This window comes from Streptomyces sp. NPDC046557 (assembly GCF_040645975.1).
GTDB lineage: Bacteria > Actinomycetota > Actinomycetes > Streptomycetales > Streptomycetaceae > Streptomyces.
In genome coordinates this window covers 700,327-722,401 of sequence record NZ_JBEYZH010000001.1, presented here as the reverse complement: position 1 = coordinate 722,401, position 22,075 = coordinate 700,327, and the positions used below count along the sequence as shown (strand labels likewise).

Annotated in this window: 19 protein-coding genes and 1 pseudogene; 17 read left to right on the top strand and 3 right to left on the bottom strand. The window is 73.1% G+C overall.

All coding sequences use genetic code 11. The features are described from left to right. Positions 1-158: 158 nt before the first annotated feature. The 16 genes and pseudogenes from ABZ934_RS03540 (at position 159) to ABZ934_RS03465 (ending at position 16,911) form a co-directional block, all read left to right on the top strand. On the top strand, positions 159-1,469 hold the full coding sequence (locus ABZ934_RS03540; RefSeq protein ID WP_361308026.1) for a hydroxyacid-oxoacid transhydrogenase: 1,311 nt from the start codon (positions 159-161) through the stop codon (positions 1,467-1,469). Positions 1,470-1,513: 44 nt separating this feature from the next. Further along, a complete protein-coding gene (locus ABZ934_RS03535) occupies positions 1,514-2,971 on the top strand; it encodes an aldehyde dehydrogenase family protein (protein WP_361308024.1) in 1,458 nt (485 codons plus the stop codon). Positions 2,972-3,175: 204 nt separating this feature from the next. Next, the gene (locus ABZ934_RS03530) at positions 3,176-3,526 is read left to right on the top strand and encodes a LuxR C-terminal-related transcriptional regulator (protein WP_361308022.1); all 351 of its coding nucleotides are present in this window, start codon (positions 3,176-3,178) and stop codon (positions 3,524-3,526) included. Positions 3,527-3,669: 143 nt separating this feature from the next. Continuing rightward, entirely contained in the window at positions 3,670-4,629 is a 960-nt protein-coding gene (locus tag ABZ934_RS03525; RefSeq protein ID WP_361308020.1) for a helix-turn-helix domain-containing protein, read from the top strand. A gap of 47 nt (positions 4,630-4,676) precedes the next feature. Then, a complete protein-coding gene (locus ABZ934_RS03520; RefSeq protein WP_361308018.1) occupies positions 4,677-5,726 on the top strand; it encodes an aspartate-semialdehyde dehydrogenase in 1,050 nt (349 codons plus the stop codon). Continuing rightward, on the top strand, positions 5,723-6,916 hold the full coding sequence (locus ABZ934_RS03515) for a hypothetical protein (protein ID WP_361308016.1): 1,194 nt from the start codon (positions 5,723-5,725) through the stop codon (positions 6,914-6,916). Before ABZ934_RS03520 ends, ABZ934_RS03515 begins: the two co-directional genes overlap by 4 nt. A 70-nt stretch (positions 6,917-6,986) precedes the next feature. Continuing rightward, a pseudogene (locus ABZ934_RS03510) lies at positions 6,987-7,301 on the top strand (S9 family peptidase); the annotation flags it as partial. A gap of 513 nt (positions 7,302-7,814) precedes the next feature. Next, positions 7,815-8,639, top strand: a complete 825-nt coding sequence (locus ABZ934_RS03505) for an inositol monophosphatase family protein (protein ID WP_361308709.1) — start codon at positions 7,815-7,817, stop codon at positions 8,637-8,639. A 91-nt stretch (positions 8,640-8,730) separates the two neighbouring features. Continuing rightward, complete coding sequence (locus ABZ934_RS03500; RefSeq protein ID WP_361308014.1) at positions 8,731-10,149, top strand: NAD(P)/FAD-dependent oxidoreductase; 1,419 nt, start codon at positions 8,731-8,733, stop codon at positions 10,147-10,149. Beyond that, positions 10,149-10,661 carry an O-acetyl-ADP-ribose deacetylase gene (locus ABZ934_RS03495; protein ID WP_361308012.1) on the top strand — a complete coding sequence of 171 codons (513 nt, stop codon included), beginning with the start codon at positions 10,149-10,151 and terminating at the stop codon, positions 10,659-10,661. The genes ABZ934_RS03500 and ABZ934_RS03495 overlap by 1 nt, the downstream gene beginning before the upstream one ends. Positions 10,662-10,716: 55 nt before the next feature. Next, complete coding sequence (locus ABZ934_RS03490) at positions 10,717-11,289, top strand: MepB family protein (RefSeq protein WP_361308010.1); 573 nt, start codon at positions 10,717-10,719, stop codon at positions 11,287-11,289. 294 nt (positions 11,290-11,583) lie between these two features. Then, positions 11,584-12,072 (top strand): toxin, encoded by a 489-nt coding sequence (locus tag ABZ934_RS03485; protein WP_361308008.1) that lies wholly within the window; start codon positions 11,584-11,586, stop codon positions 12,070-12,072. Then, positions 12,069-13,283 (top strand): MAB_1171c family putative transporter, encoded by a 1,215-nt coding sequence (locus ABZ934_RS03480; RefSeq protein ID WP_361308006.1) that lies wholly within the window; start codon positions 12,069-12,071, stop codon positions 13,281-13,283. Before ABZ934_RS03485 ends, ABZ934_RS03480 begins: the two co-directional genes overlap by 4 nt. Next, positions 13,280-14,242, top strand: coding sequence for a DNA-binding protein (locus ABZ934_RS03475; protein ID WP_361308005.1), 963 nt, complete (start codon positions 13,280-13,282; stop codon positions 14,240-14,242). Before ABZ934_RS03480 ends, ABZ934_RS03475 begins: the two co-directional genes overlap by 4 nt. A gap of 7 nt (positions 14,243-14,249) precedes the next feature. Continuing rightward, positions 14,250-14,732: a DUF3574 domain-containing protein gene (locus tag ABZ934_RS03470; protein ID WP_361308004.1), complete on the top strand. Its 483-nt coding sequence runs from the start codon at positions 14,250-14,252 to the stop codon at positions 14,730-14,732. Positions 14,733-14,853: 121 nt separating this feature from the next. Further along, a complete protein-coding gene (locus ABZ934_RS03465) occupies positions 14,854-16,911 on the top strand; it encodes a SpoIIE family protein phosphatase (protein ID WP_361308002.1) in 2,058 nt (685 codons plus the stop codon). Between the two features lie 81 nt (positions 16,912-16,992). Here the strand turns inward: ABZ934_RS03465 and ABZ934_RS03460 are convergent, their stop codons facing one another. Together ABZ934_RS03460 and ABZ934_RS03455 are read right to left on the bottom strand one after the other, a co-directional pair. Then, on the bottom strand, positions 16,993-19,785 hold the full coding sequence (locus ABZ934_RS03460; protein ID WP_361308000.1) for a SpoIIE family protein phosphatase: 2,793 nt from the start codon (positions 19,783-19,785) through the stop codon (positions 16,993-16,995). Beyond that, positions 19,782-20,807 (bottom strand): helix-turn-helix domain-containing protein, encoded by a 1,026-nt coding sequence (locus ABZ934_RS03455; RefSeq protein ID WP_361307998.1) that lies wholly within the window; start codon positions 20,805-20,807, stop codon positions 19,782-19,784. The genes ABZ934_RS03460 and ABZ934_RS03455 overlap by 4 nt, the downstream gene beginning before the upstream one ends. Positions 20,808-20,880: 73 nt before the next feature. Between ABZ934_RS03455 and ABZ934_RS03450 the strand changes: the two genes are divergently transcribed. Next, positions 20,881-21,486, top strand: a complete 606-nt coding sequence (locus tag ABZ934_RS03450; protein WP_361307996.1) for a cysteine hydrolase family protein — start codon at positions 20,881-20,883, stop codon at positions 21,484-21,486. Positions 21,487-21,526: 40 nt separating this feature from the next. Here the strand turns inward: ABZ934_RS03450 and ABZ934_RS03445 are convergent, their stop codons facing one another. After that, on the bottom strand, positions 21,527-22,039 hold the full coding sequence (locus tag ABZ934_RS03445) for a GNAT family N-acetyltransferase (protein ID WP_361307994.1): 513 nt from the start codon (positions 22,037-22,039) through the stop codon (positions 21,527-21,529). Positions 22,040-22,075: the final 36 nt, after the last annotated feature.

Sequence of the window (22,075 nt, the reverse complement as noted above, 5' to 3'; positions counted from 1 at the left end):
GACACCCCGTCCTTTTCCGTATGGGACGAGAGTCCTATGGTGAGGGCGAAATAGCCCGACTAGTGTGACCTTCACCCGCTCAAATTCGCTACGCATATGCAACGTAATGTTGCCGGATGGTCAAGAGGGTCGGTCGACCGAGAGGGAGAGGGTAGACGGTGGAGCCGGTTGCGTGGGTCGGCGAAAATTCGCCAGAGCACGAAAGGATCATCGGCTGGCAGGCCCCACCGCTGAAATTCGGTGTCGGTGCCACCCGGGAGATCGGTTACGAGCTGCGCCGGGCCGGCGTCCGGTCGGTCCTGCTGGTGACCGACCGTGTACTGGCCGGCCTCGGCCTGTCGGCCCGGGTCGCCAAGCTCATCGAGCAGGAGGGGATCGCGGTCTCGGTCTTCGACCGGGTCGAGGTGGAGCCCACCGACGAGAGCTGCACCCGGGCCGCCCGCGAACTGGCCTCCCTGCGGGTCGACGGCTACGTCGGCCTGGGCGGGGGCAGCTCGATCGACACGGCCAAGATGCTCAACCTCCTGCTCACCTACCCCGGCCGGTCGGTACGCGACTACCTGAACGCGCCGATCGGCGCCGGAGCGAGGATCCCCGGCCCCCTGAAGCCGCTGGTCGCGGTGCCCACCACGGCCGGCAGCGGCAGCGAGTGCACCGCCATGGTCGCCCTCGGCGTCTCGGGCCTGAACGTGAAGACGGGCATCAGCGATCCGCGGCTGCTGCCCTCCCTGGCGCTGATCGACCCCGCCAACACCCTCACCCTGCCCCCGGCGGTCACCGCGTCCTCCGGGTACGACGTGCTCACGCACGCCTGCGAGTCGTACACCGCCCGCCCCTACGACCGGCGTCCCCCCTACCGCACCCCCGCGGACCGGCCGCTGTACGTCGGCGCCAACCCGATCAGCGACGTGTGGGTGGAGCAGGCCCTGAGGCTGGTCGGCCGCTACCTCAGACGGGCCGTGCTCAATCCGGACGACTTGGAAGCCCGAATAGGAATGAGCCAGGCGGCGAGCTATGCCGGAATGGGATTCGGAAACGCCGGCACCCATATTCCGCACGCCTGCGCGTATCCGATAGCCGGTCTGGTCCGGGACTACCGGCCCGAGGGATACGCGGTCGATCATCCGATGGTGCCGCACGGCGCCGCCGTGGTGTCCACCGCCCCGGCGGCATTCGAATTCACCTATCCGACCTCCCCGGAGCGCCACCTGCGGGCGGCCGAGTTGCTCGGTGCGAACTTGGCCGGCGTGTCCGCGGCACACGGCGCGGAGGTACTTCCGGCCACTTTGCGGCAGCTGGTAGCGGATACGGGCGGTCCGGGCGGCCTTGCGTCCTTCGGTTATTCCGGCAAGGATTTGCCTGCACTTGTCGACGGCGCCCTCAAGCAGCAGCGCCTGCTGGTGTGCTGCCCGCGCGATGTCGCCTCTCGCGACCTGCGCAGAATCCTCGACGGATCGATGAACGGCTGACGACGAGTGCCGCGGTTCCCCCACGCAAGGAGCTTGATGCCCCCGTGAGCGACGCAGACTTACCCGAGTACCCGGCCGTCATCGCGGGAAAGAAGGTGCCCGCGATGGGGTGGATCGACGTCCTCGATCCGTCCGATGGCCGTCCGTTCGCGCGAGTGGCCCGTTGCGGCGAGGCCGAGGTCGCCGACGCCGTGGACGCGGCCCGGTCCACGTACGAGTCCGTCTGGCGCTTCGCCACTGTGGCGGAGCGGTCCGGGGTCTGCCGCCGGATCGCCGCGGCGATCCGCGCCGCACGCCCCGAACTCGCCGCCCTGGAGACCCGCGACACCGGCAAGCCGATCAGTCAGTCGCTGGTCGACGCCGACGTCGCCGCACGCTACTTCGATTTCTACGCCGGCGCCGTGGAGGCGCTGGGCGGTGAAACGATCCTGCACCAGCCGGACCGGTTCGCCTTCACCCTGCGGGAGCCGTACGGGGTGTGCGGGCACATCATCCCGTGGAACTACCCCCTGCAGATCGCCGCCAGGACCGTCGCACCCGCCCTGGCGGCCGGAAACTGCTGTGTGCTCAAGCCGGCCGAGGACGCGCCGTTGACCTCGCTCCGCCTGGCGGAGATCGTCTTGGAAGCGGGGCTCCCGGCGGGGGCGCTGAACGTCGTGCCGGGCTACGGAGAGGAGGCGGGCGCGGCCCTGGCGGCCCATCCCGACGTGGACCGACTCGCCTTCACCGGCTCCCGGGAGATCGGCGAGGCCGTCATGTCGGCGGCGGCGAAGAACATCGTGCCGGTCACCTTGGAACTCGGCGGCAAGTCGCCGCACATCGTCCTCCCCGACTTCGACGCCGCGCGAGCGGTACCGCTGATCGTCGACTCCATCACCGAGCACGCGGGGCAGAACTGCTCGGCCGGCAGCCGGCTGCTCGTCCACCGGTCCGTGCACGAGGAGTTGGTGACGGCCCTCGCGGCGGCCTTCCGCGCCCTGCGCATCGGCCCGGGAACAAGCGATCCCGACATGGGACCACTGATCTCCGCCACCCAGCGCGACCGGGTGCTCGGCTACCTCACCGAGGAGGGCCGGGGCGGCGTGGTCCGCGCCGGCGGCGCGGTCCCCGAGGGCGAGCTGTACGCCGGCGGGTTCTACGTGGAACCCACGATCCTGGACCACGTGACACCGCGGCACCGGGTGTTCAACGAGGAGATCTTCGGTCCGGTCCTCTGTGTTTCCGTCTTCGACACCCTGGACGAGGCGGTCGAGCTCGCGGAGCACACCACCTACGGGCTCGCCGCCGGGGTCTGGACGTCCGACGTGACCACCGCCCACTGGCTCGCCCAGCGGCTGCGCGTGGGGCAGGTGTTCGTGAACAACTACAGCGCGGCCGGTGGGGTGGAGCTCCCCTTCGGGGGTTACAAGCGCTCGGGCATCGGCGTGGAGAAGGGACTGGAGGCGCTGCGGGAATACACGCGGTGCAAGACGGTGGCCATCCACACGCGGCCCCCCGTATGACCCGTCCGGCCCTCACCATCCATCCGAAAACATAGTGGAACTCACCGAAAAGAGCGGTTCGGTTATCACATCCGCATTGAGGGAGTGCACCTGATGGCACGTGTTGCGCAGAGGCGAACGATGGAGTTGAGCGGAAAGAGGTGCTGCGAATCGTGCGGTGCGCCACCGCGGCCGGTCGCCGATCTCGCCGAGGCGGTCGACCGGATGCACAGGGCCCTCGGCGAGGTGCAGGACGCCCTGGAGGCCCAAGAGCAGATGATCGAGGGCCTGCGCACCGACACCGGTGACGAGCGGCGGGCGGAGGCCGTCCCGTCACCTCCCCCCGCCCCCGCGACGTCCCGGGAGCCGCTCTCCCTGCTGACGGCGCGCGAGCGAGAGATCCTGGTCCTCGTCTCCCAGGGCAAGTCGAACCGGCGGGTGGCGAGCTCGCTCGGGATATCCGAGAAAACCGTGCGCAATCATCTATCCGCCGTCTTTTCGAAAGTGGGCGCCTCCGACCGCACACAAGCCGTCGTCATGGGAATTCGCGGCGGTATCGTCTCCATCGGCGAGTGACGCGATGCGGCGGCTCCCTGCCGAGACTCGGGTGAACAACTCCGGAACACTTCCGGTCCCATTCCGTCAGTGTGCGGGAGCTTTTGGCCGGCTGACAGTGCGGGGACTGTCAGAACACCACGAATCCCTGCCACATTGGATCCATGCTGAAGAACGTAGCCGCAGTGCTACTCGACAACGTCCACCCCTTCGAGCTGGGCGTCGTGTGCGAAGTGTTCGGCATCGACAGGCAGGAGGAGGGGCTGCCCGCCTACGACTTCGCGCTCGTCGCCGCGGAGTCCGCCTCCGTGCGAGCGGTCCCCGGCTTCACCATCAGCACGCCCTACGGCCTCGACCGGCTCGCGGACGCGGACCTCATCGCCATCCCCGTGGGCGACGACTTCCACACCAGGGACTTCCCGCCGGACCTGCTGGAAGCCCTGCGCCAGGCCGTGGCGCGCGGCGCCCGGGTGCTCAGCGTCTGCGTCGGCGCCTTCGTCCTGGGAGCCGCCGGCCTGCTCGACGGGCGCCGCTGCACCACGCACTGGCGGTACGCCGACGCGCTCGCCGCGCGCTATCCGAAGGCGGACGTCGAGCCGAGTGTGCTGTACGTCGACGAGGACCCGGTCTTCACCTCGGCCGGCACCTCCGCGGGGATCGACGCCGCCCTCCACCTGGTGCGCAAGCTCCAGGGCAGCGACGTCGCCAACGCCATCGCCCGGCGCATGGTCGTGCCCCCGCACCGGGACGGCGGGCAGGCGCAGTACATCGAAAGGCCGGTGGCGGAGTACCGCGAGGACGGGGTGCGCTCCGTACTGACCTGGGCCGAGCAGCACCTGGACCAGGAGATCAGCGTCGAACAGCTCTCGGCGCTGGCGTGCATGTCTCCGCGCACCTTCGCCCGCCGCTTCCGCATGGAGACCGGCACCACCCCGTACCGCTGGCTGCTGGCGCAGCGGGTCCTGAGCGCCCAGCGACTCCTGGAGAACACGGACGAGACGATGGAGACGGTGGCCGCCCGTACGGGGTTCCCCAACGCGGCGGCCCTGCGCCACCAGTTCGTGCGCTCCCTCCACACCACCCCGAACGCCTACCGCCGCGCGTTCCGGGGCTCTCTCACCTGACAGACCCACCCCGGGCGGTCCGCCCGGGCTCGGACAGGAGGACGGGAATGCCGCGCATCGCGATCATCGGGGCCACCGGCGCCGTGGGCAGGGAGTGCCTGACCCTGCTGGACAGCGGGCTCGTGCCGGTGGAGCGGGTGGTACCGGTCGGCTCGGCGCGCAGCGTCGGCCGCGACCTGCGCGCCGAGCTCGCGCTGTCCCTGCCCATGGCCCCACTGGTCACCGTCGAGGACCTCGACCCGCGTGCCCTGGACGTCGCCGTCTTCTGCGCGGGCGTGGACGTGAGCAACCGGGAGGCGGAACGCCTGGCCGCAGCCGGCGTACTCGTCGTCGACAACAGCTCGGCGTTTCGGATGCGACCGGACGTCCCGCTCGTCGTACCGCAGGTCAACCCCCGCACCCTCGCGGTCCGACCGGCCTCCCACCTCGTGGCGAACCCGAACTGCTCGACCATCCAACTGGTCCGGGCGCTCGCGCCCCTGCACGAACTCGCCACGCTGGACAGCGTCGTGGTGGCGACGTACCAGGCGGCTTCGGGAGGGGGCCTGCGCGGGTTGGAGGAACTGGCCCGAGGCTCGCGCGAGGTACTGGACGACCCGGGGGCGCGGGGCGAGCCGGGCGGGCGGTTCGGGCAGCCGCTGCCCTTCGACCTCATACCCGAGATCGGTCTCCAGGACGACTCCGGGCTCACCCACGAGGAACGCAAGCTCGTCCGCGAGCCGCGCAAGATACTCGGCCTGCCCGAGCTGCGGGTGAGCGCCACGGCGGTGCGGGTGCCGGTCTTCCACTGCCACTCCGAGGCGGTGCACGTCAGGGTGCGCCGGCCGGTCACCACCGAGGCCGTGGAGAAGGCCCTCGCGGCCACGCCGGGGCTCCGCGTCCACACCCGGGCGGACAGCCCCTCCTACCCGATGCCCCGTTCGGTCTTCGCCCGGCCCGAGGACCGGGCGTTGGTGCACGTCGGCCGCGTCCGGGTCGAGCCGGACGACCCGCGGGCCGTGGCGGTGTGGGTAGTCGCCGACAACCTGTGGGTGGGCGCGGCCCTCAACGCCCTGCAGATCGTGGAACTCGCCTCGAGCCAGGGATGGTTGAAGTGAGCGCCGGCAGGTGGGACCGGCCGCCGCTGGTACTGAAGTTCGGCGGATCGGCCTTCGCGGACCTGGCGGGCTACACGCGGGTCGCCCGCTACACGGCCCGTCGGGTCGCCGAGGAGGAGCGCCCGGTGGTCGTGGTGGTGAGCGCGATGTCCGGTACCACGGGCAGGCTCCAGCAGACCCTCGACGTCGTAGCCGCCGACCCGCCCCCACCGGCCGCCGCCATGCTGCTGACCAGCGGCGAGACGGTGAGCGTGGCCCTGCTCGCGGCCGCGCTCGACGCGGGGGGCGTGCGCGCGCTGGCGCTGTCCGCCGCCGGCACCGGGCTGCTGGGCGAAGGGCCCGCCGATCGGGCGAGGCTGGTCCGGGCCGATCCCGAGGTGCTGCGGTCGCGTCTGGACGACTGCCCGGTCCTCGTCGTACCGGGCGGGCAGGCCGTCGACGCGGCCGGCGGGACCGTCATGCTGGGCCGCAACAGCTCCGACCTCTCGGCGGCGGCGATGGCCGCGGCGCTGGGCGCCGGCGCCTGCGTCCTCTTCTCGGACGTGCCCGGAGTGTGCACCGCGGACCCCCATCTGGTGCCGGCCGCCCGGCCGCTCCCGCGGATCAGCTACGAGGGGGTGCGGCGGATGTCGCGCCACGGCGCCAAGGTCGTCCACGAGAGCGCCGTGGACTGGGCGGAGCGCGCGGACGTGCGGCTGCACTGCCGACCCTTCCCGTGGACCGCCGCGGGCGGGGACGGGACGGTGGTGGGGGAGGGGCCCGAGGCGGCCGCGGTCGTCGCGCACAAGAACAGCGACGTCTGGCGCTTCCGCTCCGTCCGGGAGCGGCGGGCGGCGGCGCGGGCGCTGGCGGCGGAGGGCCTGCGCGGCACGGAGTTCGACTCGGCGAGCGGCACCTACCTGGTGGTGCCGGCCGGCGTCCGGGGGGCGGCGCACCACCTCGCGGCCGCGCGGCGCCACGACGACCTGTGCCTGATCACGACGGTGCGCGCGGACGGCCGGGCCGAACACGTCCTGGTGTCCAGGGCCGACGCCGACGCCGAGGCCCGCCGGTGTCACGCCCGGCTCTACCCGGACCCGCCGAGCACCCCTGCCCCGGCCGCCCCGTCGCGGCCCAAGCCCCGCTCCCCGCACAGCGACGTCCTCCTCGTCCCCCCACCGGCCTCGGTGCCGGCCGACGACGGGCGTTGACCGGCCGCCGAACCGGTGCCCGTGCCGGTGTGGCGGCCGCAGGGACCGGGGGCGAGGACAATCGGTCGACGTGACGGATGACGACTCGTACCTGTGGCTTGAGGACATCGAGGGCGCGGACGCGCTCGACTGGGTGGCGGAGCGGAACGCGGAGACGCTCGGCGCGTTGGCCGGCGGGCCCGGCTTCGACGCGCTGCGGCGGGAGGTGCGGGAGGTCCTCGACGCCTCCGACCGGATTCCCTACACCGCCCGCCGGGGCGCCTTCCTCTACGACTTCTGGCAGGACGCGGCGCACCCCAAGGGGGTGTGGCGGCGTACGACGCTGGAGCAGTACCGCAAGGACACCCCCGAGTGGGAGCCGCTCCTGGACGTCGACGCGCTCGGCGCCGCGGAGGGCGTCGAGTGGGTGTGGGCCGGGGTCTCTGGCAGCGCCTCGGCTGAGGGCGGCCGACCGCCCCGGCCGAGCGGCCGAGTCACTCCCCGGGCGGCGGCTCGGGCACCGTCAACTCGGGGCCCAGCGCGATCTGTCGAGCCGTATAGCAGTAGGCCGTCTCGACGGCCACCTCCGCGCCGCATCCCGCACAGGCCAGGTTCGGGCCGTGCGAGAGACGAAGGTGCCCGGCGCGAGCCGGGGCGGGCACTCCTCACCGTCCGGCTGCCCGAACGGCGGCGGCGCCTCGTCCTCGGGCGGCAGCGCGACCTCCCGCACGGGTGCGGAGACCCGGGTACGGCAGGCCCTGCAACGGAATACGATCACCAGGCCGGGGTGCGACCCGGGGACGACGCCCCGCACCCGCTTTTTCCGCCGCCCGCCGGGTCACCCGCCGTCCACCGGGAATGTCCTCCCCCGTCGGGACCGCGGCTGGGGTTTGTCACACGGGCGTGGTGTGATGGAGGCATGATCACAGAATTTCGGGCCCCTGACCTGTCCGCCGTCGAGGAAGCCGTCCGCAAGGCGGCCGCGGTCGAGATCATGCCGAGATTCCGGCAGCTCGCGGCGCACGAGGTCGACGAGAAGACCGGCCCGCACGACCTGGTCACCGTCGCCGACCGCAAGGCGGAGGAGCACCTCACGGCCGCGCTGACCCGCCTGCTGCCCGGCTCCGCCGTCGTAGGCGAGGAGGCCGTGCACGCCGACCCGACGGTGTACGCGGCGCTGCGCGCCGACGCGCCCGTGTGGATCGTGGACCCGGTCGACGGCACCCGGCAGTTCGTCGGCGGCGACCCCGCCTTCTGCACCCTGGTCGCGCTGGCCCACCGCGGGGAGATCCTCGCCTCCTGGACCTACGCCCCGGTGTTGGACGAGCTGGCGACCGCCGTGCGCGGGGAGGGCGCGTACGTCAACGGCGAGCGCATCCACAGCGGTTCCCCGGCGCCCGGCGCCGAGCTGCGGGTCGCCATGGCCCACCCGCTCTACACCTCCGACGAGGACAAGCGAGCCCTGGCCCGGCTCGACGTACCCGGCGTCGCGGCCCGCCCCTGCGGATCGGCCGGCCTGGAGTACCTCAAGGTGGCCCGCGGCGAGGTGGACGGCCTGGCCTTCACCTGGCCCTCGGCATGGGACCACGCGGCCGGCCTGCTGCTGGTCGCCGAGGCGGGTGGCGCGCAGAGCACCGTCGCCGGGGTGCCCTTCCGGGTGGACCGGGACAACGCGCTGCCGTTCGCCGTGGGCCGCGACGAGGCCACGGCGATCCGGATCCGCGAGCTGCTGCGCGGCGAATGACGGGCCGGCCGCGCCATGTCTTCAATACAGTGCCGCCTGGACGCACCGCCGGCTCACACGCGGTGCCGCCGCCGGACGAAGGAGTCGTAAGGTGTCCTCCATTCTCGACGCGGTCATCGTGGGGGCGGGCCCCAACGGGCTGACCGCCGCCGTCGAACTGGCCCGGCGCGGGCTGTCCGTGGCCGTCTTCGAAGCGGCCGGGACCGTCGGCGGCGGGGCACGCACCGAGGAACTGACCCTTCCCGGCTTCCGGCACGACCCCTGCGCGGCGGTGCACCCGCTCGGCGCCGGCTCGCCGGTGTTCGCGACGATGCCGCTGGCGCGGTACGGGCTGCAGTGGCTGCACGCCCCGCTGCCCATGGCCCACCCGTTCGACGACGGTACGGCGGCGGTGCTGGCCCGCTCCGTGGCCCAGACCGCCGCGTCCTTCGGGCCGCGCGACGCGGGCGCCTACCGCCGCCTGGTGCAGCCGTTCCTCGGCCGCTGGGACACCCTGGCCCGGGACTTCATGTCCCTGCCCTCGACCGCGCTGCCCAGGGACCCGCTCACCCTGGCCCGCTTCGGGCTCGCCGGGTTGCCGCCCGCCACCTGGCTGCTGCGCCGCTTCCGCGACGACCGGGCCCGCGCGCTGTTCGCCGGTCTCGTGGCGCACGTGATCGCACCGCTGAACGGGATCGGGACCGGCGCCGTGGGCCTGGTCTTCGCACTGGCCGCGCACGCCAACGGCTGGCCGATGCCGCGTGGCGGCTCGCAGTCCGTCTCGGACGCCCTGGCCGCGTACCTGCGCGACCTCGGCGGCGCCGTGCACACCGACTTCGAGGTCAAGCGCCTGGACGAGCTGCCGCCGGCCCGCGCGTACGTCTTCGACACCTCGCCGACCGCGCTGGCACGGATCGCCCGGTTGGGCCGGGCGTACGACGGCTACCGCTACGGAGCCTCCGTCTTCAAGATCGACTACGCGCTGGACGGTCCCGTCCCCTGGACCGCGGAGGAGGCCCGCCGGGCCGGCACCGTCCAGATCGGCCCCCGCACCAGCGACGTAGACGCCGCCCTGCAACTGGCCCACGGCGGCCGTGCACCTCGCAACCCCTTCCTCATCACCGCCCAACCCAGCCTTGTCGACCCCGGCCGGGCGCCCGAGGGCAAGCACGTCTTCTGGGCGTACGGGCACGTCCCCTCGGGCTGGGAAGGCGACCTCACCGAGGCCATGGAGCGCCGACTGGAGCGTTTCGCCCCGGGCTTCCGCGACCTCGTCCTGGCCCGGGCCACCGCCGGCCCGCCGCAACTCGCCGCACGCAACCCCAACTACGTCGGCGGCGACATCGCCTGCGGCGCCGCCTCCGGGCTCCAGCTCCTGCTCCGCCCGAAGATCACCCTGTCCCCGTACACCACGGCCCACCCGGCGGTCTTCCTGTGTTCCTCGGCGACCCCGCCCGGCCCGGGAGTCCACGGCATGTCCGGCCACAACGCCGCGAAGGCCGTCTGGCGCCACCTGCGAGAGGCATCCTGATGTCACCGCGGATCACCCTCGTCCAGGGCGACATCACCGCCGAGCACGCGGACGCCGTGGTCAACGCCGCCAACTCCTCGCTGCTCGGCGGCGGGGGAGTGGACGGCGCCATCCACCGGCGCGGCGGACCCGAGATCCTCGCCGCCTGCGAACGGCTGCGCCGCTCGCACTACGGCAAGGGCCTGCCGACCGGCCGGGCCGTCGCCACCACGGCGGGCCAGCTGCCGGCCACCCACGTCATCCACACCGTCGGGCCCGTGTACGCGCGAGACGAGGACCGCTCGGAACTGCTCGCCTCCTGCTACCGCGAGTCCCTGCGCGTCGCCGACGAACTGGGCGCCCGTACGGTCGCCTTCCCGGCCATCTCCACGGGGATTTACGGGTGGCCGATGGACGACGGCGCGCGGATCGCGGTGGAGACGGTGCGCGCGACGCCGACCTCCGTGGAGGAGGTGCGCTTCGTCCTCTTCGACGCCGGGGCCTACGCCGCGTTCGCCGCCGCCCTCGGCTGACCGATCGGGCCCGGGAAGATCGTCGGGACCGGCCCGGGCATGACAGGGTAGGCCGATGCCCGTCGACCGTACGCACCCGTCCGAGCCCCCTCCCGCCGGCCCCTCGGCACGTTGGGACCCCACCGAGACCCACGGGGAACTCCTCGCGGCGAAAGCGCTGGTCTACGACCCCTGCGGGTTCACCTGCTCGCAGCCGGTCCCCGAAGCCGAGAGCGCCGCCTACGCCGCCCACCACTTCACCCTGGACGGCCTCTCCGTCCGCTTCCGCACGGCCAAGACGACTCCCACCAAGAGCGGGCAGTTCGTCACCGTGTGGCAGAGGTCGTCGGGCGGGCCGATCCGGCCCTTCGACACCACGGACGCCGTCGATCTGTTCGTCATCGGCACCCGCGACGGTGACCGCTTCGGCCAGTTCGTCCTGCCCCTCGACACGCTGCGCCGGCACGGCGTCGTATCGGTCGACGGACTCGGCGGGAAGCGGGCCTTCAGGGTCTATCCGCCCTGGGCGACCATCACCAGCCGCCAGGCCGAACGGACCCGGGCATGGCAGGCGGACCACTTCCTGCGCGTCCTTCGGGACGGGACACTCGACGCCGCCCGCGCCCGCGAGCTCTACCACCCCCGGTGAGCCGCGCTGAATTTCCCCGCGGCATATCCCGTACGCGGCATTCGCCGCCGCTCGCTTTCGGCGCAATCCGGCGGTGCGTGGCCGGATAGAACCCACAACGGACAGAGGTGAGTTGGGCGTGTGACATCATGACCGCGTCGTCTGCCCCGGAGATCAAGAAGCCGGGCAGGGGAGGGCAGCCGCCGAGTTCCGCCGGAGGACTGAGGGATGAAGATACCGGGCTCAGCGTCGCCGGCATCGGAGGACAGACGGCTCAGGCGTCGGCTCAGGAAGGTCCGGCGTACATGTGAGGCGATGCTGGTGGAGTGGGGTATGGAGCACGGCTGTGGAATCGACGAACTCCACCGCTATCTCAGCGAGAGCCGCCGGCGCACCATTCATCTGATTCCGACCTCGTTCCCGGAACGCCATTTGCTGGGCCTGTGGCTCAAATTGGACGACTTCGATGTCGTCGCCTTCGAGAAGTCGGCCTCGCCGGCCCACAAAGAGCACATCATCACCCACGAACTGGCGCACATCGCCTTCGAGCACCGCGGGTCCGTACCCCTGGACCAGGCGCATTCCGCACCGCTGTTCTCCAACGTCGACCCCGCGGGCGTACGGGGATTACTGATGCGTTCCCGCTACAGCGACGACGAGGAACAGGAGGCCGAGACCATGGCCTCCCTCATCCTGGCCCGGGCCACCAAACGCTGGGTCGAACCCGCGTGGGCCGTCCCCGAGGAAGCCGCCGACGTCGTCGCCCGCATCGAGCAGGGGCTCGGCAAGGCGGAACCGCAGTGACGGCCGTCTACACGGCCCTCGCCTGGATCTGCGCCTTCGTCGGTCTCGCCGCCTTCGCCTACCGGCTCCCGGACCTGGTGCGCCGCAAGCACGACATCGCGCTGTGGGCTCTGTGCGTCTACTTCCTCTGCTCCGGCATCAGCTTCCTCGTCGACCTGGACCAACTGCGGCTGCACATCTCGGGGTTCTTCGGCGTCCCCAACATCACCTCGCTGATCACCCAGGCGGCCGTGGTCGTGCTCACCGCCGCGCAGCAAGTCGTCCTCGTCCACTGGTCCTCGCCGCCCGCGCAGGCCCGACGGATGGCACGCCGGCGCGTCCTGTTCTTCGGCGCCGCGCTCTGCGTGCTCGTCACGTCCTCCTTCGTCGTCGGCCCGGTGGCCCACTCCGACACCGCGACATCGACGATCCTGCTGAGCATCCACCACGGTGGATACGCCCTCTACATGTCCTTCTACCTGCTGATATGCGCCGTGGGACAGGCCGAGACGGTACGGCTGTCGGTGCGATTCACCAAGGTCGCGAACCGTCAGTGGCTCGCCGCCGGCATGCGGACCGTCACCGTCGGCGCCACGCTCATCCTGGTCTACTGCGTCACCCGGGGCATCCAGATCGCCGGCACCCGGTTGCACTTCGACGGCGCGGGCCTCGACCCGATCCAGTGGGCCTGCGGCAGCATCGGCGCGCTGCTCCAGATCACCGGATGGACCATCCCCGCCTGGGGCATCCGCCTCACCCGCGCCCGCGCTTGGGCTCGCAGCTACCGCGCCTACCGCCGGCTGCGCCCCCTGTGGTGGGCCCTGCACCAGGCGTCCCCGGACATCACCCTGGACCCGCCGCGCTCCTGGGCGCGCGACCTCCTGCCGCCCAGGGACCTGCACTACAGCCTCTACCGGCGCGTGATCGAGATCCGTGACGGGCAGCTGATCCTGCGCACCACGCTCTCGCTCGCGGACTTCTTCCGCGTCGCCCGCTCGCTCGGCCTCCCCGAGGATCCGACGTCGCCCCTCGGCGAGGCCCTCCAGGTGTGCGCGGCCCTCAGCCGTGACCCCGAGGAGAGGGCCGAGGAGGCGGAGTCCCCGGAGATCCCCGCGCGCCCGCCCTACGAGGACTTCCGCGACGAGGTGGAGTGGCTGACCGAGGTCGCGTCCTCCTTCACCGCCCTGGGCCGCAGCGGCCGCCGGCCCGAGGCGTGGGCGGTGACCCGGTGACCGCCCAGGCCGGCCACGCGACGGAGCCGGCCCCCACCACCGAGGCGGCCCGCACCGTGGAGCGGCTGGTGACCCTCGACGCCACGCTCGGCGCCCGGGCCGCCGTCCCCGCCGCCCGCGAGGCCGTACGCCGCCACCCGGAGCTCTCCGCCGAACCCGAAAGCCTGCGCGGCCACGACGGCGACCGGATCGCGGTGCTCGCCGAGCTGGCCGAGGTCATCGGCTGGATCCTCTTCGACGCGGGCCTGCACCGGCACGCCCACCGCGCAAACGCCCGCGCGCTCGCCCTCGCGGAACTCTGCGGCGACCGCTGGACCGCCCGACTGGTACGGCTGAACCACAGCATGCTCCAGACCCACACCGGACACCCGCGCGCAGCCCTGGCGACCGCCTCGCGCGTCGCCTGGACGCGACCCTTACCCGCCCGCGTCGACAGTCTCGTCCTGATCCGCCAGGCCCACGCGACCGCCCTCCTCGGCGCCCACCGCGAGCCCCTGGAGCTGATCTCCCGGGCCCAGAGCCGCTTCCTGGACGGTGTGTCCCCCCGCGACCCGCACTGGGCCTGGTGGATCGACCAGGCGGAGCTGACCGGCCACCAGGGCTGGGTGATGGCCCGGCTGCGCCGGTGGGACCGCGCCCTGCCCCTCCTGTACCGCGCGGCCACCGCCCCGGGTCCCTCCTACCGCCACCTCTTCGCCGCTGAACTCCTCGCCGCCCTGGCCCGCGCCGGTGCCTGGAGCGAAGCGGAGGACCTCATCACCGACCTCGCCCCCCGCGCCGCCCGCATCGGCTCCGCCCGGACGGTCGAGTCGCTCCACGGGACGGCCCGCCTCCTGCGCCGGGCACCCCGGGTCCCCGCGCGCCTGCGGGACGCGGCGGTGTTCCTGCGGGAGCGCCTGCCGGACCCGGTGCCCGCGGGCACCCCTTACGCCACCCCCCACGACCACCGCCACAGATAGGGACCCCATGCGCCCCATTCGGATATCGATGCCCGCGGCCGCCACCGTACTCGCCGCGGCCGTGCTGTTCGTCGGCTCGGGAAGCCAGGCGTCGAACGCCACCTTCCAGCCGCCCGCCGCCGCCTCGACGGTGAACCAGGACGCGGCCGCGGAACGGGGCAGACCGTACGTCTCCACCCACCTGTACTTCGGCACCGGTCGGCACAACGGCAACCCGCCGATCACCGACGAGCAGTTCGACAAGTTCATCGCGGACGTCGTCACCCCGCGCTTCCCGGCCGGATTGACCCTCCAGGAGGGACGCGGCCAATGGAGGGACAAGGAGGGTGACATCAACCGCGAGAAGTCGTACGAGCTCACGGTGCTCTACCCGGTGACGGAGGCCAAGGCCCGGGACGCCGACATCGAGTACATCCGCAACCTGTACTGCACCACGTGGGAGCTGGAGTCCGTGGGCCGCGCCGACGCGCGGGTCGTGGTCGACTTCTGACCCACCCCGGTGGACGGCCCTGCCCGGGCCGTCCACCGCACGGTGACCGCAGCGCCCCCCGCCGGGCACTCGGTTAGGGTGAATCGGTAGGAAACAGGCCCCCCGGGGTGAGGTCGGTGCGTTGGACACTTACCGGTTGACGAGCGAGGTTCCCGATCAGCCGCCGGGCGTCGTCGGGTACGCGGGCGTACTGCGGGAGCTGCTGCCGATCGCCCTGTGGCGCGAGGACGCCGACGGACGCGTCGTGGAGTGGTCGCTGGCCGCCCAGGACCTGCTCGGCCACCGCCCCGAGGACATCCTCGGTCGCCCCGGCAACGCCGTCCTGGTCCCCGACGCCAACCGCGGACTCGCCGACGACCTGACCCGCCGCGTCCAGGCGGGCGAGACCGTCGTCGGGACCCTGCCCGTACGCCACCGCGACGGGCACCGCGTGACGATGGAGATGTGGATCGTCCCCGCCGCCGACCCGCAGGGCCGTACGGGCGCCATGCTCATCGCCGTGCAGACCTCCGAGGTCCTGCACATGCGGGATTCCCTCGCCGCCCTCCAGAGCCTGTTCACCCAGTCCCCGATCGGCCTCGCCACCCTCGGCACCGACCTGCGCTTCCTGCGCGTCAACGACGCCCTGGCCCGGATGAACGGCGTTCCGGCCGCCGCCCACCTGGGCAAACGGCTCACCGAGGTGGTCCCCGGCGTCAACGCCACCGCCTTGGAGGCGACGATGCGGCAGGTGCTGGAACAGGGCACCGCGGTCGTCGACGTCCGCCGCACCGGCCGTACCCCCGCCGACCCCGACCACGACCGGACCTGGTCCTGCTCCTACGCCCCGCTGCTCGACCCGAGCGGCCGTCCCCTCGGCGTGATCGCCTCCCTCATCGACGTCACCGAGGGCCAACGGGCACAGGCCGAGGCCGAGCGGGCCCGTAGACGCTTCGCGCTGCTAGCCGAGGCCGGCGCACGCATCGGGACCACGCTCGACCTCGACCAGACCGCCCGGGAGACCGTCGACCTGCTGGTACCGCAGCTCGCCGACTCCGCCGACGTACAGCTCCTCGAAGCCGTCCTCGGCCCCGACGACGCCGCCTTCTCCAACCGAGGGGTGCTGCGCAGGCTCGCCGTCACCTTCCCCGACCCGACCGCGCCGACGGCCGCGCTCGCACCCGGCCAGACCTTCCGGATCCCCGCCGGAACCGTCTACGAACGGGTCATCTCCGAAGGCCGGCCCATGAACCTGTACGCCACCGACGTCCCGGCACTGATCACCGACGCCCGCGCCGAACCCCTGCGCCGGTACCTGGCCGGACTCGGGTCGGCGCGCCTGGTCCCCCTCGTCGCGCGCGGCGCCGTCCTCGGCGCGGTCACCGTGACCCGGCTGCGCGAGCGCGAGCCCTTCGACGAACAGGACTGCGTACTGATCGACGAACTGGTGGCCCGCGCGGCGCTCAACATCGACAACGCCCGCATGTACACCGCCCAGCGCCGGGCCGCCCTCACCCTCCAACGCAGCCTCACCAACAGCGCCCTGCCCCGGGTCCCCGGCCTGGAACTGACCGGCCGTTACCGGCCCGCCAGCGCGCACGACGTCGGTGGCGACTGGTTCGACGTCATCCAACTGCCCCGGGGCCGGACCGGACTGGTCATCGGCGACGTGATGGGGCACGGTATCCACGCGGCGGCCGTCATGGGCCAGCTCCGTACGGCCGTCCGGACCCTCGCACGCCACGACGTACCGCCCGAGCGGATGCTGCGCTCGCTCGACGCGGCGGTGGCGGACCTGGGCGAGGACGAGATGGCGACCTGCGTCTACGCCGTGCACGACCCGGCGGCCGGCGGCTGCTTGATCGCCCGGGCCGGGCACCCGCCGCCCGCCGTGGTCGGTGTCACCGGCACGGTGACCTTCCTGGACGGACCGCCCGGCACCCCCCTCGGGGCGGGCGGCACCGGCTTCCGCACCGAGAGCGTGCCACTGCCGCCCGGCAGCCTCCTGGCGCTCTACACCGACGGGCTGATCGAAAGCCGCGACCGGGACCTCGACCAGGGACTCGGCCGACTGGCCCGGGCCCTCGGGCAGCCGGCCCGGCCGCTGGAGCAACTGTGCGACGAGATCCTGGAGCGGCTCCTGCCGACCGCCCCACAGGACGACGTGGCCGTCCTCCTCGCCCGCACCGTGGCCCCGTAGGCCGCTGCCGGCGGAACGGCCGCCACCCGACTGCCCACCGACCGCCACCCGACCGCCACCCGGCCGCGGCCGGGCCGCGGGTCACCAGGCCAGCCCCTCCAACTCGTCCAGGTCCAGGGTGAGCGCCGCCAACGGCTCGGCGCTGCCGCCCGTCAGCGGCAGCTCCGCCCAGATGACCTTCCCCCGCTCGGTGTAGCGGGTGCCCCACCGCTCGGCGTACTGCGCGACGAGGAACAGGCCGCGACCGCCCTCGTCGGTGGAGGCCGCGTACCGCAGGTGCGGCGAGGTGCTGCTGCCGTCGGACACCTCGCAGATCAGGGTGCGGTCGCGCAGCAGCCGCACCCGGATGGGCTCGGACCCGTACCGGATGGCGTTCGTGACCAGTTCGCTGAGGATCAGCTCCGCGGTGAACGCGATCTCCTCCAGACCCCACTCCTGGAGCTGCGCCGAACCGGCGTTGCGCACCCGCGAGACGGCCGCCGGGTCGTCCGGCACCTCCCACTCCGCGATCCGGTCCGTGTCCAGCAGCCGGGTGTCGGCGACCAGCAGGGCGATGTCGTCACTGGGCGAGGGGAACAGCAGCGCCGCCAGCACGTCCGCACACGCCTGCTCGGGGCTGCGTCCGGTCCTCGACAGGGCCTGCCTGAGCAGTTCCAGTCCGGTGTCGATGTCCCGGTCGCGGTCCTCCAGCAGCCCGTCGGTGAACAGGGCGAGCCGGCTGCCCTCCGACAGCCGCAACTCGGCCGTCTCGAAGGGCATCCCGCCCACGCCCAGCGGCAACCCGGTCGGCAGCTCCGGGAACTCCACCCGGCCGTCCGGATGGACCAGCGCGGGCCCGGGATGTCCCGCGCTCGCCACCGTGCAGCGACCGGAGACCGGGTCGTAGACGGCGTACAGACACGTCGCGCCGGTGACGCCGGCCGGGTCGTCGCCGCCGTCCGCGCCCTCCCCGGTGGAGCCCGTCTCGTCCCGGTCGATCCGGTCGATCAGCTCGTCCAAGTGCCCCAGCAGTTCGTCCGGCGGAAGGTCCAGCGTCGAGAAGTTGTGGACGGCGGTGCGCAGCCGGCCCATCGTCGCGGCGGCGTGCACCCCGTGCCCGACCACGTCACCGACCACCAGCGCCACGCGGGCGCCCGGCAGCGGGATCACGTCGAACCAGTCACCGCCCACCCCCGCCTGCGCCGGCAGGTAGCGGAACGCGACGTCCACCGCGCTCAGTTCCGGCAGCACCCGGGGCAGCAGGCTGCGCTGGAGCGTCACCGCCGTGGCGTGCTCGCGGGTGAAACGGCGGGCGTTGTCGATCGAGACGGCGGCGCGCGCCCCCAACTCCTCGGCGAAGGACAGGTCCTCCTCGTCGAAGGCGTCCGGGGTGTCGGCCCGCCAGAAGTTGGCCATGCCCAGCACCACGCCGCGCGCCTGCAGTGGTACCGAGACCAGCGAGTGCAGGCCGTACTCCAGCGCCAGCCGGGTGCCCTCCGGGTCCTGGGCCCGCCAGCCGAACGCGGTGTTCAGGTCCGCCGCCAGCACCGCCCGCCCGGCGGCCAGCGCGGAGGCCATCGGCGCCGTCGGCACCACGAACCGGATGGTCTCGCCCACCGGCTGCAACGGCTGGTCGGAGCGGACCCCGCTCATCGCCGCCCGGCGCATCTCGATGTAGACCCCCGACAGCGTCGAGGGCTCCTCGCCGTGCAGCACCGGTTCCAGCAGCTCCACGGTGACGAAGTCCGCGAACCGCGGGACCGCCACCTCCGACAGCTCCTCGGCGGTGCGCACCACGTCCAGGGTGGTACCGATCCGCACCCCCGCGTCGTACAACAACTGCAGCCGGCCACGCGCGACTTCGGCGCGACCGGAGAGCGCGGCGAGCTCGGTGGAGTCGCGCAGCGTCATGACGCTGCCGGAGGGCATGCCCCGGTAGGGCTTGGTGGGCCGCACGTTGACGGCGAGGAGGCGGTCCCCGGACAGGTGGACCTCGTCCGTCACGACCCGCCCGGAGATCAGCAGGTCCGCCGTCCGACGGTCCAGACCGAGGTCGGTGACGAGCCGCTGCTCGGCGTCCGGGGGCAGGTTCAGCAGCCGGCGCGCCTCGTCGTTGGCCAGCACCAGCCGGTGGTCCGCTCCGATGATGAGCACGCCCTCGCGCACGGCGTGCAGCACCGCCTCGTGGTGCTCGTTCATCCGGGTCATCTCGGCCTCGCCCAGGCCCCGGGTCTGGCGCCGCAACCTGCGGCTGACCAGGGCCGCGCCGCCGGTGCCCAGCAGCAGGGCGCCCGTCGCCGAGCCGAGCAGCAGCGGCAGTTGTTGGCCGACCGCCCCGCCCACGTTCGCGATCTCGATACCGGTCGAGACGAGTGCCACGACCGCCCCCGACGCGTCCCGTACGGGGACCACCGCGCGCACCGCGTCGCTGGGGGCTCCCTTGAACGTCTCGGTGAACGCCTGCCCGTGGACCGCGCGCGAGAGGTCACCGGTCGCGCGCTTGCCGATGAGGCCGGGCCGGGCGTCGGTGTAGCGGATCCCGTCCGTGCTCAGCACGGCGATGAAGTCGACGCCGGAGGCCCGGCGGGCGGCCTCGGCCAGGGGCTGGAGCTCGGCCGTGGGGTGCGGCGAGCGCAGCGCGGCGGGCAGACCGGGAGCGTGCGCGAACGCCTCGGCCGCCGCGAGCGAACGGTTGCGGGCGTCGCGCGCGCTGTCGTACCGGGCCTGGAAGACCAGGGCCAGCGTGGCGGCGGTGATCAGCACCAGCACGATCACGGCCTGTAGGAGGAACACCTGGCCCGCGACGCTCCCGGGGGCGTGGGCGAAGCGCGCGAGCAGGCCCGAGGGCCGGCCCGCCGGCGGCGATCCCCTGGGTCGACCCGAACGTCCGGTCATGAGCCATTTCTAACACTGTCGCGGTCTTTTGGGATGGCGGCGGCCGCCGCACGGTACGCGCGCGGGCTCCGGCCGACGTGCGCGGTGAAGTGTTGGCGGAAGGTGACCTCGCTCGCGAACCCGGTCCGGCGGGCCACCTCGGACACCGGATGGTCGGTGCGCTCCAGCAGTCGGCGGGCCGCGTCGAGGCGGTGGCCGAGCAGCCATTTGTGCGGGGTGGTCCCCGTCGCGGCGGCGAAGTGCCGGGCGAAGGAGCGCGGCGACATCCCCGCCCAGCCGGCCAGGGTGGCCACGTCCAGCGGCTCGTGCAGCCGCCGCAGCGCCCGCTCCCGTACGGCGGCCAGCGCCTCGGCGGTGCGGTCGGCGGCCGGGGTGGGCCGGTCGAGGTACTGGGCGTGGTCCCCGGTGCGGAACGGGCCCGTCACCATGGAACGGGCGACCGCGGCGGCGGCTTCCGCCCCGTGGGCCTCCCGCACCAGGTGCAGGCACAGGTCGATGCCGGAAGCCACCCCGGCGGAGGTCCAGATCCCCCCGTCCTCCACGAACAGCGGGGCGTCCTCGACCAGCACCCCGGGGTAGCGGGCGGCCAGCCTGGGGGCCAGCCACCAGTGCGTCACCGCCCGGCGGCCGTCCAGCAGCCCCGCCTCGGCCAGGACGAACGCCCCGGCGCAGAGCGCGGCCACCGCCGCGCCCCGGGCGTGCGCCTCCCGCAGGGCGGCCAGTACGGGTCCGGGACTCGGGTCGTCGGGTTCCGCGAGCGCCGGTACGACGACCAGATCGGCCTCGGTGAGCCAGTCGAGGCCCCGGTCGGGGGTGAGGGTGAGTCCGCCGGGCAGCGCCACCGGCTCGGGCGTCAGCGCGCAACGGCGCAGCTCGAAGGGCGGGACCCCGGAGCGACTGCGATCGGGACCCCAGACCTCGGTGATGACGGCGAGGTCGAAGGCCCTGATGCCCGGCTGGATGACGATCGCGACGCGCTGCATGCCCCGATCCTCCCAGAGCAGCCCCGGCAGGGCTGCCATCCTGGCAGGATCTCATCGGTCCGGGGCACCGGTGGCCCTGTCGGCGGCGGGTGGGCGCGGACACCATGGAGCCATGACGACGAACGAGATCGAGATCGCCCCGAACAGCGCCCTGCTGGTCATCGACGTACAGAAGGGCTTCGACGACGCGTCCTTCTGGGGTCCGCGCAACAACCCGGCGGCCGAGGCCAACCTGGCCGCCCTGATGGACGCCTGGCAGGAATCCGGGCGCCCGGTCGTGCTCGTCCAACACGCCTCGCGGGCCGGCTCCGTCCTCGCCCCCGACCAGCCCGGCCACGCCCTCAAGGACTTCGTCGAGGAGCGCCGCGAACAGGCCGCTCTCCATGTCACCAAGACCGTGAACTCGTCCTTCTACGGCACCCCCGATCTCGCCGAATGGCTCACCGCCCGGGGCATCGGGCAGTTGGTCGTCGCCGGGATCCAGACCAACATGTGCGTGGAGACCACCGCCCGGATGGCGGGGAACCTCGGTTACGACGTCCTCGTCCCGCTGGACGCAACGCACACCTTCGACCTCACGGGCCCGGACGGGACCCGGCTGAGCGCCGACGAACTGGCGACCGCCACCGCCGTCAACCTGCACGGCGGCCGCTTCGCCCGCGTCGTCACCACCGCCGGGGTGCTGACGGCGGCGGCCCGGTCCCGGCTCGCCGCGTAGTCGGGTTCACCGCCCAGTCGGGTTCACCGCCCAGCCGGGCTCACCGCGTAGGCCAGGTCAGCTCGTAGTAGCGCAGCCGGGCGTCCCGGCGTACGCACCGCATCCCGGCGGCGGCCATCACCCGCCGGGAGGCGGTGTTCGCCAGATCGGTGTCACCGTCCACACCGCGAGCCCCGTGTCGCCGGGCGTGCTCCAGCAGCCCGCGCAGGGCTTCCGTGGCGTATCCCAGGCCCCGCGCGGCGGGGACGAGCCCGTAGCCGACAGTGACCCGGCCGAGGACATCCGGGGGGCCGTGGAACCCGGCCCCGCCGACGGTCCGGCCGTCCGCGCGGAGCTCGATCTCGTACGCCCCGAACGGCCGCGGATCACCGTGCTCGGCCAGGACCCGCAGGAACCGTTCGGCGCCCGCCCGGTCGCCGGCGTCCGGGTACCCGGGACCCCAGCGGGCCGACGGGCCGGGCCGGCCGCTGAGGATCCGCCGGGCCCCGGCCGGGTCCAGCGGGCGTAGCAGCAGACGGGGGGTCGGGATCGGGTCGGCGCTCGGTTCCTCCATGCGCCCTGCTTACCAGTGCCGACCGCCCGGCCGCCG